This is a genomic window from Deltaproteobacteria bacterium RIFCSPHIGHO2_02_FULL_44_16 (genome assembly GCA_001798185.1).
GTDB lineage: Bacteria > UBA10199 > UBA10199 > 2-02-FULL-44-16 > 2-02-FULL-44-16 > 2-02-FULL-44-16.
On record MGRM01000010.1, the window covers coordinates 1 to 15191 of the forward strand.

13 protein-coding genes and 1 pseudogene are annotated in these 15191 nt (G+C 45.0%); 7 read left to right on the forward strand and 7 right to left on the reverse strand.

Annotated elements, in window-relative coordinates; all coding sequences use genetic code 11:
• Positions 1-45: 45 nt before the first annotated feature.
• The 4 genes from A3C46_07820 to A3C46_07835 all read right to left on the reverse strand — a co-directional run bounded on the left by A3C46_07820 (position 46) and on the right by A3C46_07835 (position 6057).
• On the reverse strand, positions 46-1080 hold the full coding sequence (locus tag A3C46_07820) for a hypothetical protein (GenBank protein ID OGQ22645.1): 1035 nt from the start codon (positions 1078-1080) through the stop codon (positions 46-48).
• A gap of 52 nt (positions 1081-1132) precedes the next feature.
• Positions 1133-1756 (reverse strand): hypothetical protein, encoded by a 624-nt coding sequence (locus A3C46_07825; protein ID OGQ22646.1) that lies wholly within the window; start codon positions 1754-1756, stop codon positions 1133-1135.
• A gap of 102 nt (positions 1757-1858) precedes the next feature.
• Complete coding sequence (locus A3C46_07830; GenBank protein ID OGQ22647.1) at positions 1859-4354, reverse strand: hypothetical protein; 2496 nt, start codon at positions 4352-4354, stop codon at positions 1859-1861.
• Between the two features lie 176 nt (positions 4355-4530).
• A complete protein-coding gene (locus A3C46_07835) occupies positions 4531-6057 on the reverse strand; it encodes a hypothetical protein (GenBank protein ID OGQ22648.1) in 1527 nt (508 codons plus the stop codon).
• 63 nt (positions 6058-6120) lie between these two features.
• On the opposite strand from A3C46_07835, the gene A3C46_07840 reads away from it, so the two are divergent.
• From A3C46_07840 to A3C46_07860, 5 genes are all read left to right on the forward strand, one after another.
• Positions 6121-7218 (forward strand): hypothetical protein, encoded by a 1098-nt coding sequence (locus A3C46_07840; protein ID OGQ22649.1) that lies wholly within the window; start codon positions 6121-6123, stop codon positions 7216-7218.
• Positions 7219-8532, forward strand: a complete 1314-nt coding sequence (locus tag A3C46_07845) for a hypothetical protein (GenBank protein OGQ22650.1) — start codon at positions 7219-7221, stop codon at positions 8530-8532. It abuts the gene before it with no gap.
• Positions 8529-10097: an apolipoprotein N-acyltransferase gene (locus A3C46_07850; protein OGQ22651.1), complete on the forward strand. Its 1569-nt coding sequence runs from the start codon at positions 8529-8531 to the stop codon at positions 10095-10097. The genes A3C46_07845 and A3C46_07850 overlap by 4 nt, the downstream gene beginning before the upstream one ends.
• Positions 10098-10199: 102 nt before the next feature.
• Positions 10200-11453 (forward strand): hypothetical protein, encoded by a 1254-nt coding sequence (locus A3C46_07855; GenBank protein ID OGQ22652.1) that lies wholly within the window; start codon positions 10200-10202, stop codon positions 11451-11453.
• A gap of 68 nt (positions 11454-11521) precedes the next feature.
• A complete protein-coding gene (locus A3C46_07860; protein ID OGQ22690.1) occupies positions 11522-12745 on the forward strand; it encodes a hypothetical protein in 1224 nt (407 codons plus the stop codon).
• A 12-nt stretch (positions 12746-12757) separates the two neighbouring features.
• Here A3C46_07860 and A3C46_07865 read toward each other — a convergent pair.
• The 3 genes and pseudogenes from A3C46_07865 to A3C46_07875 form a co-directional block, all read right to left on the reverse strand.
• Positions 12758-13042 (reverse strand): annotated as a pseudogene (locus A3C46_07865) (hypothetical protein).
• A gap of 132 nt (positions 13043-13174) precedes the next feature.
• Positions 13175-13405, reverse strand: coding sequence for a hypothetical protein (locus A3C46_07870; protein OGQ22653.1), 231 nt, complete (start codon positions 13403-13405; stop codon positions 13175-13177).
• Positions 13406-13473: 68 nt separating this feature from the next.
• The gene (locus A3C46_07875) at positions 13474-13857 is read right to left on the reverse strand and encodes a hypothetical protein (GenBank protein OGQ22654.1); all 384 of its coding nucleotides are present in this window, start codon (positions 13855-13857) and stop codon (positions 13474-13476) included.
• 100 nt (positions 13858-13957) lie between these two features.
• On the opposite strand from A3C46_07875, the gene A3C46_07880 reads away from it, so the two are divergent.
• Together A3C46_07880 and A3C46_07885 are read left to right on the forward strand one after the other, a co-directional pair.
• Positions 13958-14200, forward strand: coding sequence for an exodeoxyribonuclease VII small subunit (locus A3C46_07880; protein OGQ22655.1), 243 nt, complete (start codon positions 13958-13960; stop codon positions 14198-14200).
• 7 nt (positions 14201-14207) lie between these two features.
• Positions 14208-15089: a polyprenyl synthetase gene (locus A3C46_07885; GenBank protein OGQ22691.1), complete on the forward strand. Its 882-nt coding sequence runs from the start codon at positions 14208-14210 to the stop codon at positions 15087-15089.
• The last annotated feature ends 102 nt before the right edge of the window (positions 15090-15191 follow it).

Here is a 15191-nt window from a genome sequence, read left to right on the forward strand (position 1 = left end):
AAACTCACCTCTACCAGGTTCGGAACCGCTTTTCTTTATCCAATTTCAACTAGCTTTGGCACATTCCCATATTCCTTCTTGTATTCCTCCTCCGTAAGTATCAAAAAAGTCTTGTTCCAGTTTCTCTGCATCACTATTTCGATTTGCTTTTGCAGCGAGTACCCTTTCAAGGAAGTTAATGGCGTGTTGCATTTTTGTATGAAATTGTTTCGCATTTTTTGTACCTAAGAGAGCTTTGTCCCCGAGTTCTTTGCGAATCTTGTGAAATGGTTCTCCTTTTTCACTGTGGAGTAACACCCAATGGCCATATTTTTGAGCGAGATGTGCATCGAGAGAGTTCGATATCCGAAGCCGGGCTGTATTTGTAATCGTCATCGTGGTTACCGGTCGGGGTGGTATTGGATCTTGGGTGATAAACGTCACAAAACCGATCGCAACAAGGTTTTGAAATCGCAAGCGTAAAAGCGCGGCTAGATTTTCTGTAAGATATTTTTCAAGATCAGCTTTGAACTGTGCTTTTTTCGGCTCCTCAAGAACGAAGTTATCAATATTAATATCAGCGGTGATTTTTACAAATTGATGTTCCGATCGGAATGGTCGACCTGCTGATTTTCGAATTGCAGCGGAGAGATGTTCAGCAGCCGTTGTGATCAAATGGACATATGTTGCTTGTCCATCACTTCCCAGTTGTTCGATAATAAACCAACCATCGGCATGAGTGTCTATGTCTTTCAGTGTTTTAAAAATCGCAAGATCAATGGCGTCCTGCGACTGTTCGACAACACTTTTTCGGATGTCATGAAAACGGCGATGAATCCGCGAAGAAGCATTCGGATAATTGATCAGATACTGTGCCTCGAGGTTTGTTCGTTCTGAAAATGTTCGGAGAGCGTCTTCAAAAGAGAGGCGCATTGCAGTGCGATGATCATAATAAATATCGGTATTATCAGGAACATCAAACGCGCCCGCTTCTGTATCCAGAACTTCGATGCCAGTATTTCGTAAGAACTCATCATTCTTGATGATTTTGCCATCGAGGCCAATCGCAGAGAGTGCTCTTTTTTGAAACCCGTGTGTCATATGTTTTTATTATCGGCACAATGGGAAAGAAGTTGTGCGACGTGAACAGGCTCTACGGACGTGAAAAGAATGTTTCATCCAACTTTTTATTCGTCACGATATTTGAAAAAAAATAAACAGTTTTATTTCCTGATTTATTGTTCAAGATAAGCTGTTTCATCAGACCTTCATCCGTGAAAAGAGCATCAAGCGAATGATAAGGACTTTTCTTTGAGTGTGGCGTCAAATGCAGAGCAAATCTTCCTGGTTCTTTCAGTTGATTCTTGAACTCAGAAGAGAGCGCAGCCCGAAATTCTTTGGTCAGTTTTCCAAAACCCCCAAGGAATGAAAGTGCCTCTTTGGGAACGATGTCATCAGAGAGTTCTTGCTCCATGAGGCTCTCAGGTTCTCCTGGAACATAGACCCAAAGCATATTACCGGACGTAATATAGATTTTGGGAGAAGGAGAAAAATATTCGATGCGGATTTTGCCATCTTTCTTGTAGTCGAGTTTTCCTTTGCGTTCGATTGTTTTTTCCAAAAGCTCAACATAAGTTTGTTGCGTGAAATGAGCAGAGAGCGAAGTAATACTTTGATAGCGTTGTTCAACCGTTTGAATCTTTTCTTTGAGTGTATTGGCAGATGCGGAAGAAACAAGAAGAAAGAAAAAGAGAAAATTTTTTAGAATATTTTGCATATGCTTTTTGTCATTCCCGCGAAGGCGGGAATCCAGAAAAGCTCATAAAAAGCTGGATTCCTGCTTTCGCAGGAATGACATTCTCGTCAACGTCTGCTGCCATTACTTTTCCATTCTTTGACCAATGACTTCGCGAGGCTTACTGCCATCGGGCGGGCCGACGATTCCTTCTGATTGCATCCGCTCGATCATGCGCGCAGCTCGATTATATCCAATGCGCATTCGCCGTTGGATCATGGAAATCGAAGCCTGACGCGTGTCAGTGACGATTTGTACGGCGCGATCATAGAGTTCGTCATCTTCTTCGGTGAATTCTTCGTCTTCGATTTCCTTTTGACGATCAGCGTAGGTGAGAATCGATTCGTCATATATCGGTTTTCCTTGCTGCTTCAGATGCGTCACTACACGCGCGATTTCACTCTCGGTAACCAAACAACCATGATGGCGCGTAATGGTTCCTCCCGTCGGGGACATAAAAAGCATGTCGCCAGCGCCAAGTAACTGCTCTGCTCCCATGGAGTCGAGAATCGTGCGCGAGTCGTGGCGAGCCGTCACTTTAAACGCCATGCGCGCAGGAAAGTTTGCTTTGATAAGACCCGTGACCACATCCACCGAAGGGCGCTGTGTTGCCAAAATTAAATGAATACCGGCAGCGCGCGCCATCTGTGCAAGGCGAGTGATGGTCTCTTCCATCTCTTGCGATGAAGTCATCATAAGATCTGCAAGCTCATCAATAATAATCACAATATAAGGAATGACGCCGGTGTGAGCAATGGCTTCAGGATCAATGCTTGTCAGTTCTTCAGCTTTTTCAAGAGAGACGATCTTGATCTGTTTCTTTTTCATCTTTTCATTATAACCGGCGATGTTGCGTGTGCCAGAGTCAGCCATCAAGCGATAACGACGCTCCATCTCTTTCGTAGCCCAACGCATGGCAGAGATCGCTTGTTTTGGTTTGGTCACGACAGGAAGGAGGAGATGTGGAATTCCTTCGTAGACTGAAAGCTCTAACATTTTCGGATCAATCAGCAAAAGACGGCAATCTTCAGGACTCATTTTATAGAGAAGACTCATGATCATCGTGTTGATGGCAACACTTTTCCCAGCCCCCGTAGCGCCAGCGATAAGAATATGGGGCATGCGAGTGAGATCCAACACTACCGGTTTTCCTTCGGTGTTGGTTCCAAGCGCCAAAGGAATTTTGTTAGAGGATCGTTGAAAAAAGGTTGAGGCAATAATATTTTTGAGCCAGACAATTTCACGTTCGTGGTTGGGAACTTCGATGCCGACAGCAGCTTTTCCCGGAAGATGAGGAATAATACGAACACTTCGCCCACCAAGAGCGAGCGAAAGATCATCTTCGAGATTGACCACTTTATTTACTTTCATGCCCGGAGCCGGTTCAAATTCATACATCGTAATCACAGGGCCTGGATGAATGGCCGTCACCCGACCGCGGACTTCAAAGTCGGTTAATTTTTTTTCTAAAAGAAGAGAATTTTTTTTAAGCGATGTCTCATCGATTTCCGCTTTGGGTCCCTCTTTGGTGTCGAGCAGCGACAGAGGTGGAGGATCATATCCCTCCATGTTCATCTGCAAAAATTTAAGTTGGCTATCAGAAATAATTTTCTTTTTCAGGTCAGGGCGCTTTGAAATTTTTGGACCGCCTGCTTGATGTTCATCGTTATGATCTTTCCCATTCCCTTCGGTTTCATCATCTTCCTCTTCATCGAGATCTTCATCCTCTTCTTCATTGTCCTCTTCCTCGTCGTCATCTTCATCGAGATCTTCATCCTCTTCGTCATCATCTGGTTCTTCATCCTCTTCCAGCCCATGATGTGTCGGTCGCTCAATGCGCACCGGCGTGTGAGCTCCATCTTCTTCGTCTTCATCCATCGGCGCATGACGGCCAATGAGATCGATCAAGCCTTGAAAGGGAATCATGGCAAGCGTTCCGGTTCGGCGAAGACCTTGAACGGCGATTCTTCCTATGTCTGGAAGATGATCGCCAAGAGTGACGAGTCCATGCCAAAGACCAACGGTGCACCAGAGAAGCGCTCGATGAAGATTGAGAAATAAGGCGCTGATCGTGAGTTGAGTGGTGAGAAGAAAAAAGAGAAGAATAAGAGCGCTGGAAACAATATACGCGCCTGGGCGATTTACATACGAAATGAGAGTTTGCCCCAGAAGCCCGCCAACAATGCCTCCGCCGGCAATGGCATACCTCCCCATATTGATGGTTTCAAATCGCAAATGGAAAAACGTGCTGACAAAAGCGATCAGCAGCGAAGCAAAAAGAATATCGCGCAGCCGAAAAGAGATCGTCTTTCCAAAAAATTGAAGAAAGGAAAGGAGAAAGAAAAGAGCTGCGGTGATGTAACTACTGACGCCGATAAGTGTCAGGAGAATATCGGCAACATACGCTCCGATAATGCCACAGAGGTTCCCAATCTGTTCTACATTTGTTGCAGAGTTGAGTGCGGGATCGGTCGGACTATACGAAGCAAGGCTCAGGGTAAAAAAAAGACCGAGAGCAAGAAACAAAATGCCCCAGATCTCACGAGCAAAATCAAATCCATTGCGATCATTTCGGGCCATAGAATAAAAAAGTACGTTAGTTTCACCGTAAGTGTCAATCAAATGCATCTATAGTAAATTAACTTTTAATAAGTACGATGTCATTCCTGCGAAAGCAGGAATCCAGATATTTAGCCTTTCTGGATCCCCGCCTGCGCGGGGATGACAATATCCTCGTTGAAAGTTAAACGGCTCTATTACTCTCCTGTGATGAGCGTTTGAAAGACTCCCGCGAGTTCAGGATCAAATTGTGTTCCACTTCCCTGAGAGAGCTCTTCAAGCGCTTTATCCAGACTTAGAGGTGTTTCGCGGTAAGGTTGAGGAGAGGTCATGGCATCCCAGCTTTCGGCAATGGCAAGAATGCGTGCACTTTTCGGAATTTCATCTCCATGGAGAGAATCTGGATAGCCATTTCCATCAAATCGTTCATGATGATGTTTAATCGCTTCCCGTTCTTTTTCCAAAAAGGGAATATCTTGAAGAATTTCTGCTGCAAAGAGTGGGTGCTGATGAAGAAGCTGTCGTTCTGCAGAACTAATCGGATCTTTTTTTGCAATGAGGTCTGAACTTAAAAGAAGTTTGCCGATATCATGCAAGAGACCAGCGCGATGAATCACTCCAAGCTCTTGAGGAGAGACCCCAATTTTTGCGGCAAGACGTTCTGCAAAGAAAGAGACACGTTCTGCATGTGCCACGAGAAGTTGGCGCTGAAGAGGAATTTCGCTTAAAGCCGTGATCAGCGCATGAAAATATTTTTGCATGGCTTCTTGGCTTATTTTTTGAGCCTCCTCTTTGAGCGAAGAGAGGAGTTGACGGTTTTCGGAGAGCGTTTTTTGACACTGAAGAAGATCGCTGAGGGTGCACAATGAATGAGTTTGATCGCGTCGGGCAATTTTTAAAGCCTCTGTGGATTTCGCAATCAGTTCTTCAATCGTCTCTTTTTGTCCGAGTTCGGCAACACCAATGCTGATCACGAGATGCGCTTCGCCCGAAAATGCAGCGATAATTCGTTTCGATGCGCGAACAGCGGCCTCTTCATCGGATTCAGGGAAAATAACGGCAAAGAGATGATCGCTATAACGAGAGAGAGTGTCGACATCTCGCACCGTTTTTTCAAGGAGCTGCGCTCCTTTCCTCAGAAGTTCTTCACTTTGGTGATGCCCCAGTTTCTTTTTCACTTCTTCAAAGTGTTTGAGTTCAATCATTGCTATTGAAAGGGGACGACGATATCGATTCGCTTTTTTAACTTCTTGCTGCAAGATATCATGAAAATGACGATGATTGAGAAGATGCGTCAGTTCATCTCGAATCGACATTTCTTTCATCCGATGCGCTGTTTTGATGAGTTGCTCATGAAGTTGTTGACGTTCGACGAGATGGTGGATGGCATTCATCATGGCCATAGAACCGAGGTCCTCGACCGTGATCATTTCTCGCCTGCCCGTGATGAACTCGCGATAGGGATGACTTGCCGCAAGGGAAGGGACAATGAGAAGCACCGGCATTTCTGCAAGAAGATCCAAAAGATGTTCCAAGTGTCCGTTGGGAGATGCGAGCGTGTCGATCAGATAGACATCACTTTTTTCCACTTGAAATTCTTCCGCTTTTCCCATGACTTTGAGAGAACTTTGGGGGTACATGTGCTGGAGTGTTTTTCGTATTCCTTCAGCGAGTTCAGGACGTTGGGTGTAAAAGCAAAGATCGGGATTTTTTTGAAATGTCATGGGGTTTCTTAAATATGTTTATAAAGAAAAATCCCTTCAATTGCAATGAGAAAGAATAAAATAATGAGATCTTTCTTTAAGTTTATCCCTCTCCTTTTGTTCGTTGCTCTCCCCCGACCAGTTCAGTCCATTTCCGATAAGAGGGATAAGGTCATTGTGGACCAACTTCTCAAAGGGCAAGAATATCTTTTGCGACGACACTATGATGATGCTCTCCGCATTTTTGCATCCCTCAAAAAAGAATTCCCAAATTCTCCTGCAGGATATTTTGGAGAAATGGCTTCTTTTCAAATCAAAATGTTGGAAACAGAAAGTTTTGAACTTGAAGAAGCTTTTAAAGTTGTATCTAAGCAGGGGGAGAAAGCAGTCGCGTTTGTCATGCAACGTTATCAACCTTCTGCTCAGGAGCTTATGCTTGCAGCATCTTTTTATGGACTTCTTGGATTTGCGCAGGCGCGACATGAACGATGGATCTCTGCTTACTTTCTCGGAACAAAATCCCAACAAATTTTTCGTCGCTTGAAACGTGAGTATCCAAATTTTCACGATGCTGATTTTGGAATCGGAATGTACCTCTATTGGAAAAGTGTTTTTGCGGATCGTCTTCCGTTCATCCCATTTATTTCAGATCGACGGAAGGAAGGAGAAGCGCTTGTCCAGAATGCGCAGAACAAGGGATGGATGACGAGAGAGCTTGCGGGCATTAATCTTGGAACGATTGCTCTTGAAGAGAAACGATATCCAGAAGCGGTGAAAATTTTTTCAGACTTTCTCACACAATATCCTCACAATCTTCTCCTTCGTTCTTTTTTGGGGAGAACCTCTTTGGCGATGCAACAGTATAAAAAAGCTGAAGAGGAATTTCGTAAAACACTTGTCGTCGATGCTTCGTATGCAAAAGGGATCTATTTTGTGGCGATCAGTCTTCTCTTTCAGGAGAAGCCGGCGCTTCTTTCTGAAGCTGAACAGCATCTTCGTCATTTTTTAGAATTGAGAGCGACCGATGAATGGAAATCTTTTGCGCATTATTGGCTCGGAGTCATTGAAGAAAAAAGAGGGGACATGGGAAAAGCAAAAGATGAATATGAAAGGGCGTTAGCCCTGAATCCAAAATTGAAACAGGCAACCTTTCGGATCAGAGGTTTAGGAGGAGGATTGTAAGTGGGAATTACGATTGTCCAAAAAAGTGATCTGCAAAAAAAGAAACCGAAAGCAACCAAGGCGCTTATTCTTGCTGGTGGAGCTGTTACGGGTGGCTCGTTTAAAGCGGGTGGGCTTAAAGCATTGAATGATTATCTGGTTGGATTTCAAGTGACCGATTTCGATCTGTATGTCGGCATCAGTTCCGGAAGTCTTTTAGCAGCGCCGCTGATGGGCGGGATCCCGCCGCATTCGATTCTGCGAAGTCTCGATGGGACGTCAAAACATTTCACGCAGTTGAGAGGATGGCACTATTATCGTCCGAATATAGATGAATTTATCGGTCGTCCCATTCGCTTTTTTCTCAAAGCAGCGAGTTGGATTCCGACACGAATGTTGCGGGTCCTGCAACATCCTTCTCTTGTGACAGCCTTCCCAAAAAATTTGCTGCTGTTTCTTCAAGCTCCTTCCCTTCAAAGGTACGATGATATGCTCAGTCCTTTATCGGACGTGCTCGGTCCCTTGAGTCTGACGTCATTTGTCGATCTTTTGCCTTCGGGACTTTTTGATAATCGTCCCATTGAACACTACATACGCACGAACATCGAACGAAATGGTCTGACCAATGATTTTAATGTTGCCGCTCAGATGACAGGGAAGCGTCTCTATATTTGTGCCATGACGCTCGATGGAGCGAAGCGCGTCATTTTTGGTCCTGGTGAAAATACCTCTGCCACGATTTCTGAAGCGGTGATGGCGTCAACTGCTATGCCGGGATTTTATCGTCCTGCCTCGATTCGTGGGATAGATTATGTTGACGGCGGAGTTCAAGAGACAGCAGATATCGACATTGCGATCAGAAAAGGAGCGCAGCTTCTCGTTTGTTACAATCCGTTTCGACCTTATGAACGCGAGCAATTTGTCGATGCGCATAAGCGACGAACTTACAAAGGAGATCTCGCTGCAGGGGGAATTTTCGGTGTGCTCAATCAAATCTTTCGCGCCGCTTTTCATGCGCGGCTTCGCATGGCGTTGAAACAGTTTGAACGCGACCCCTCTTTTAAGGGAGATATCATTCTCATCGAACCGCGACCAGATGACGTCGATTTTTTTATGCTCAATCCTTTTTCGTTACGACATTCTGTCAAAGCCGCGCAGCTCGGATTTACTTCAGTTCGCAATTCGATCGAAGAAAAATTTGAAGAGGTGAAAAAAATATTTGCGTCGTATGGCATTAAGATGAGCCGCGCGCGCGTGAATCGAGAATATGATCTGTTGAAAAGCAGATCAGCTGACGATGACAAAGTGCGAAAAGTATTAGAAGAAAGAAAATGATGAAGTCATACATGCTTGCCATTGCTTCCGGAATTCTGTTCTGGCTCGGATTTGCCGGTTTTCTTCATCCTGCTCTTTCATGGTTTGCTCTGGTTCCACTGCTTTTTGCACTCGAAAAGAAAACTCCCAAAACATCTCTTCTTCTGGGTTGGCTTGCGGGTCTCACAGCGCACATGATTGCGTATTACTGGATTCTCCACACCTTACGCGTTTTTGGCGAATTGAATCTCGCGGCCTCGTCTTTTGTGCATCTTCTTCTCTGTCTTGAGCAATCTCTTCAATTCGGGGCTTTCGCCCTCTTCTTGTCGTGGATGAGACGACATTCTACAAAGCCTGATATGTCATCCCTGCGCAGGCAGGGATCTCATGAGATTCCCGCTTTCGCGGGAATGACTCAACAGTCATTACTTTTTTTAGTACCGGTTGCATGGGTTGCTTCAGAATTTTTGTGGCCGCAACTTTTCCCTTCATATTTTGGGAACTCGCAGTTTGAATGGATCCCTTTCATTCAGATTGCTGATATTACCGGCATCCTCGGTTTGTCCGCGGTTCTGGCGCTGGTAAATGCAGCGATCTTTCTTTTTCTTCAACATTTTTTTCGTACGAAAAAATTTCTGTGGAAACCTCTTGTCATCGCGTTTGGAATCGTAAGCGTTGTTCTTGGTTATGGTTATTTTCGCCTTCCCATGATTCAGAAAGAGATTGCAGCAGCTCCAACATTATCAGTGGGGATGGCGCAAACGAACATCGGCATGAAAGAACGGTTCGATGATCCGCAAGGCGCGTATCATCGTTATCTGTCGATGTCGCATCATTTGCAGGAGAGAGGCGTAAGCCTCATGGTTTGGCCTGAGACAGCACTGCTCGATCCTTCACTTCGTGAAGAAGAGAAAAAAATTCCAGAAGGACTTTTTGAAGGCATTCAGACGCCGCTTCTTTTTGGCGCCCACGTGGAGCGCCAGACAAAAGTGAAGCATCATGAATATAATGCAGCGGTTTTGATGAATGCTGATCGTTCCATTGCAGGTATCTATCGCAAACAAAAATTGCTGGCCTTTGGGGATTACATTCCATTGGGGACTCGTTTCCCGATTCTCTATGAGTGGATTCCGAATACAGGACGCTTTGAACCAGGTGATTCTGATATGCCGATTGTCTGGAACGGCATTTCGTTTGGAATGAGTATTTGTTACGAAGACATTCTTCCGCGTCTCGTTCGACGTGGAATGAAATATGCACCAGATCTGTTTGTGAATCTCACCAATGACAGTTGGTTTGGAGATACGCGCGAACCGATGATTCATTTAGCGCTTGCGACCTTTCGATCGGTGGAACAGCGGCGAGCGCTTGTGCGATCGACCAATACGGGCATTAGTGCGTTTGTCGATCCGACCGGAAAAATCGTTGCGCGTACAGAACAGTATCAGCCTGCATTGCTCATTCATCGCGTTCCGCTTCTCAAAGGAAAGACATTCTATATGATGTTTGGAGATTGGATCGGTTATCTCTCGCTTGCTCTCTTCGTTTATTTTCTTATCCGACGTAAACGCAGTTCTTACCAATAACTGACAGTTAGTTATTGGTAATGCTGCACTGCGGCTTGTGTTGGACTGATCTCTTTTTTAGAAAATATCATAAATGTCATCCTGAGTGTAACGAAGGATCCCGTGCACGAGATCCTTCACTTCGTTCAGGATGATATCTCAATTATGACACTGGGACACTGCACAACATTTCTTGCTTCAGTGCTGCTAAACGAAACTCCATCAACAACAGAGGACGTTCTTCTTGCGCATGTTGGACCAACAACTTCACCAGAAAACACACGTCCTCCCCCAGATGTGAACTGTTCTATTTACGGAGACACCTATAGCTGCACGGTAGACGATCACCAGCTCGCACGTATTCAAGAAAAAGCATTTGATCCCATTCAATGGGGAGTCGAGAGAAGTTTTTTCATGCTGTTTATTCGCAGTGAACAATTTCGCAATGATCTTGTCCGCTTGCTTCTGACATCTGAAAACATTGAACATGCGGTTGCTATCAGTATTCCAAATCTGCAATGTAAGTCAGGTTCTGAGAGAAGTACATATGGAGGAGCACGTGCAGATCATGAAGCACTTCGTAAAGAAGCTCGAGGTGAAGAGTTGACGGCAGCGCAGGCAAGAAAATTTGGTTTGATCGCCATCAATGAAGGGATTAAGGCCCATCCGCTTCCAAAACAGTTTGAGAATATAGAACAGAATCCATTCTATCTTTATATTCTCAATCGTTCCGAGTTCTATGATATCGCCGATAAAGGAAGCCCTGCCACATTTTTATTTGCTCTTGATGCACATGCGGCCGAGACATATGCGCTGATTCAGAATTTACAGTTGATTGAGAGTTTTACTGATCTTGATGGTGATGAATCTATTCCATGTAGCGTCGTAGATCAGAATATTTGTTCTTCTGGACGCGCTGCCTATCAAGAAGTGGACGTTGCCTTCAATTATGATCCGCAATCGGTCAGTTGCAATGCTTCGATTCAAAATATTGTTTCTGCAAATTATATGCTGCGAACATGTACCGTCCTTGGAAAGGATCATAAATTTACAACTTATCACAGTGCAAATTATAAATTTAACTCTGATTTTCGTGCTTTGGTGGATGTCACGGTTGATATTCAATCCGAAGCAGGTGTCGTTCGCGCGACGCAGACAATCGTGATCGGCGCTATTGCAGCGCAACTTGGTGGTTCCGTTGATGGCAAGATTGATAATGCAACTGGTCGTAAGATGGTCCACGGGGGAGAATCTGCACGAAGAAATGTCTATGCGCGTGAGAGAGCTGTGGTCCGCGCATCTGAAGCTGATCGCCAGCGAACTCCACGCTGTCGTCCCTTGACCCAAGAGTCGAAACCTGAAATGGTTTCGCAGTGACTGCCGAACAAAATACGTTCAATTTTGATATCCAATCTGAAGAAAGTAGGGGCGAACGGCGTTCGCCCTTGGGCGCACAGCCGTGCGCCCCTACAAAACAGTCGCCACCAATTCTCAGCATTACAGAACTCACCACAAACATTCGCGAAATTCTCGAAGGGACATTTACCGATATTTGGATTGTTGGAGAAGTGACAAACTTTCGCAATAATCGCACGAGTCGTCACTGGTATTTTGGATTGAAAGATGAAGGAAGCCAAATCAATGCGATCATGTTTAACGCTTCCAGTTTGAAACTGACGTTTCAGCTCGAAGATGGACTCGAAGTGATTTGTCATGGACGAGTCAATGTCTATCCTCCGCGCGGAAGTTATTCGATCATTATTGATCAGATTGAACCTAAAGGAGTTGGTGCGCTTCAGCTTGCGTTTGAGCAGCTGAAGAAAAAATTGCACGAAGAAGGACTCTTTGCCAAAGAGCGTAAAAAACCGATTCCTTTTCTTCCGAAAAAAGTCGGGGTGATCACCTCACCAACCGGCGCTGCGATTCGCGACATCATCCATGTGATGACACGACGCTTCCCAGGTATCAGTATTTTACTCTCTCCTGTCAAAGTTCAAGGAGAGGGTGCAGCGTTAGAGATTGCGCAGGCAATTCATCGGATGAATCAGCGTGATGATCTTGATGTCCTTATCGTCGGCCGCGGTGGTGGATCGCTTGAAGACTTGTGGGCCTTTAATGAAGAGCCAGTAGCGCGTGCGATTTTTGCTTCTCGCATTCCGATTATTTCCGCGGTCGGTCACGAAATCGATTTTACGATTGCGGACTTTGTGGCGGATGTCCGAGCTGCAACTCCATCCGCTGCAGCAGAGATGATTGTTCCGGTGAAAGCAGAGTTACAGGGACTTCTCATCGAACGGAAACGTCAACTGATGCTGGCATTACAACAAACACTCACGAGTCGTTTGAAGTCTGTGCAGGAAATGCAACGAAGACTCAAGGATCCGTCTCAGCGCTTTCCCGATCTTCTTCTGCGTATTGATGGTTTTCGTAGCCGAGCATCATATGCCATGGAAAATAAAATGGATCGCTGTCGTCAACATTTTCTCAAACTTCTCTCGAACCTCAATCATCTCTCGCCACTTGCCGTCTTATCAAAAGGATATGCAGTTGTTCAGAAAAGAGGGAGCAAAGCTTCCGTAAAATCGACTCAAGAAGTAACGATCAACGAAGAGCTCGATATTTTACTGCATGAGGGAAAGCTTGTTGCGGTGGTAAAGAGCACGAAGTAAAACCACAAAAAATTATTTTGTAAAAAAATACGATCGCAATTCTGCTTCAGAAATATACCGACATGCTTGTCGAAAAATGGCTCGCAATGTTCCTGATGCGATTTCTTTGTGGTTCGGAATTGTTAAAGTTTGTTTCTCTTGCTGAGCAGTAACACGTCGTAACTTGATATGACTTCCTTTTTGAGAATAGACCTCTTGCGTAACCCTGGGTGACACTCGTTGTCATTGCGAGCCCGAAGGGCGTGGCAATCTCCTCTGTTTACTCGGGAGATCGCCACGCTTCGCTCGCGATGACATCCAAGTGTATCTCTTTGAAAACAAAAACTTTATAGGCTGGATTCTATTGAGGTTATGCAAGAAGTCTAATGGATTTCAAAATCAAATTTTTGAAAAATAGTGATAAGTTCTTTTGTAGAGACATGCTTCAACTTAGGCGGCATGTGGGATTGGTTCCAGTTCGATGGTAACGAGGAGAGTTGGATGCGGCGCTAAATTAAATTCAGCCAGATTTTCACCTTCCAAATGAAGAGCAACCGCTTCTTGAAGATTTGAAACCACTTCATCGATAGTTTTCCCTTGGGTGACCACCGCAATTTCATGGCATTCAGCAATATAATGTCCATTTTCACGATGAATAAAAGCTTTGATGGTTTGATGCATAGTACCTCCAATTTGCATCATTATAGTAGCGGTTCTCAATAACTGAGGCAAATTCTATTTTATGAAGATTAACCATTCATCGGTGAGGTCACCATCTTTGCCATTTGATCAAACACGAACGACATGAATCTGCTTTTATCGCTGTTGGGCATTTCTTTAATCATCACTCCGGTTTCGTAACTGATGTTTGATATTTTTGTCTGCCACATCACTTCTGCTTCAGCGCGAATCGGAGGTTCGCCTTCTTTGAGTTCAATTTCGATTTCAAGCATGGTTCCGTTATCGAGAGGAGCCGGAGTCATAAGGCGCAGTCCGCCTAAACTGATGTCACTACTCATGGCAGCAATGGGATCGTCATCGTTGGTGTCTCTGGCTTTGCCGATGACGCGATAGCCGATGCCTAAAGCAAGGTCGAGCCGCGCATACTTTCGTCGTTCTGCTCCAGTAGTCATATCCGATCCTTTCGTTGAGGGTGTCATACATATGTGTCCCACTTTGTTTTATCAAGAAAATGCTTTTGACGGCCTCACGACCCTATAGTAGGGGGAGAGCATGAGCGCCAAAAAAGAAAACACTCCCTTTGAACATTTACTGACAGAGCTTGAAGGCATTGTACGAAAACTTGAGAGCGGAGAGTTGACTCTTGATGATTCGCTGGCTCACTTTGAAAAAGGGATTTCTCTTGCTCGCGCATGCGAAACCAAGCTCGAAGAAGCCAAAGGGACCATTGAGAAATTGATCGTCACCGCGTCAGGTGGAGAAAAAACGCTCCCTTTTGAATCTGAAAATGTTTGAGTGCAACATGGATCTCACCTCCTATCTTCAAGAACGAAAATCATTGATTGAAGCTGAGCTTACTCGTTCCCTGAAAGATTCGGAAATCCCGAAAACTCTTCGTCAAGCTATGACCTATAGCCTTGAAGCTGGCGGAAAGCGTCTTCGTCCGATTCTGACGCTTGCGGGAGCTGAAGCGGTGGGAGGGAGTCTCGAAAATGTTTTACCGATCGCTGTTGCTCTCGAGATGATTCATACTTTTTCTCTTATTCATGATGATTTGCCGGCGATGGATGACGATGATCTTCGTCGTGGGAAACCGACCAATCACAAAGTTTTTGGTGAAGCGGTTGCAATCTTAGCGGGCGATGCACTTTTGGCGGAAGCTTTTTTGATGATGACGAAGAGAAAAGATTCCATTCCTGCAGATCGTTTTATGGAAGTCATTCACGATATCGCCATCGCATCAGGCGCGCGTGGGATGACCGGCGGTCAAGTGATCGACATGGAAGCCACAGGTCACGAGATTTCTGAACAGAGTGTGGAAGCGATCCATCGTCATAAAACAGGAAAACTTTTAACGGTTTCTGTTGTTGTTGGCGCAAAACTTTCTGGCGCTTCGTCATTGCATCTCAATGCGCTTCAGAAATATGGCGAAGCCATTGGGCTCGCTTTTCAAATTGCGGATGACATTCTCGATCTCGAAGGGACTGAAGAAGAGATTGGAAAAGATGTGAGAAGTGATGTGAGTAACGCAAAGGCGACGTATCCCTCTATTTTTGGTCTTGAAGGTGCACGCGCAAAAGCAAAAAAACTTGTAGATGATGCAATCGGTGCTCTTGAAACTTTTGATGAGCGTGCAGAACCCCTCAGGCTTCTCGCACATTATATTATTGAGAGGCGTAAGTGAATCGAGACCGTGGACCAAACTGACAAGGATTTTCTCGCAGGGGGCCTTTGACTGAGGCGCGTCGATGCAAATCTAAAAGATCGCGCCGACGGAAACAGAAGA

Excerpts from the sequence above, each read along its gene's own strand:
- A3C46_07835 (OGQ22648.1), bottom strand. The coding sequence starts at position 6,057 with ATGACATTTCAAAAAAATCCCGATCTTTGCTTTTACACCCAACGTCCT.
- A3C46_07820 (OGQ22645.1), bottom strand. The coding sequence starts at position 1,080 with ATGACACACGGGTTTCAAAAAAGAGCACTCTCTGCGATTGGCCTCGAT.
- A3C46_07840 (OGQ22649.1), top strand. The coding sequence starts at position 6,121 with ATGAGATCTTTCTTTAAGTTTATCCCTCTCCTTTTGTTCGTTGCTCTC.
- A3C46_07850 (OGQ22651.1), top strand. The coding sequence starts at position 8,529 with ATGATGAAGTCATACATGCTTGCCATTGCTTCCGGAATTCTGTTCTGG.
- A3C46_07885 (OGQ22691.1), top strand. The coding sequence starts at position 14,208 with ATGGATCTCACCTCCTATCTTCAAGAACGAAAATCATTGATTGAAGCT.
- A3C46_07830 (OGQ22647.1), bottom strand. The coding sequence starts at position 4,354 with ATGGCCCGAAATGATCGCAATGGATTTGATTTTGCTCGTGAGATCTGG.
- A3C46_07870 (OGQ22653.1), bottom strand. The coding sequence starts at position 13,405 with ATGCATCAAACCATCAAAGCTTTTATTCATCGTGAAAATGGACATTAT.
- A3C46_07825 (OGQ22646.1), bottom strand. The coding sequence starts at position 1,756 with ATGCAAAATATTCTAAAAAATTTTCTCTTTTTCTTTCTTCTTGTTTCT.
- A3C46_07875 (OGQ22654.1), bottom strand. The coding sequence starts at position 13,857 with ATGACTACTGGAGCAGAACGACGAAAGTATGCGCGGCTCGACCTTGCT.
- A3C46_07880 (OGQ22655.1), top strand. The coding sequence starts at position 13,958 with ATGAGCGCCAAAAAAGAAAACACTCCCTTTGAACATTTACTGACAGAG.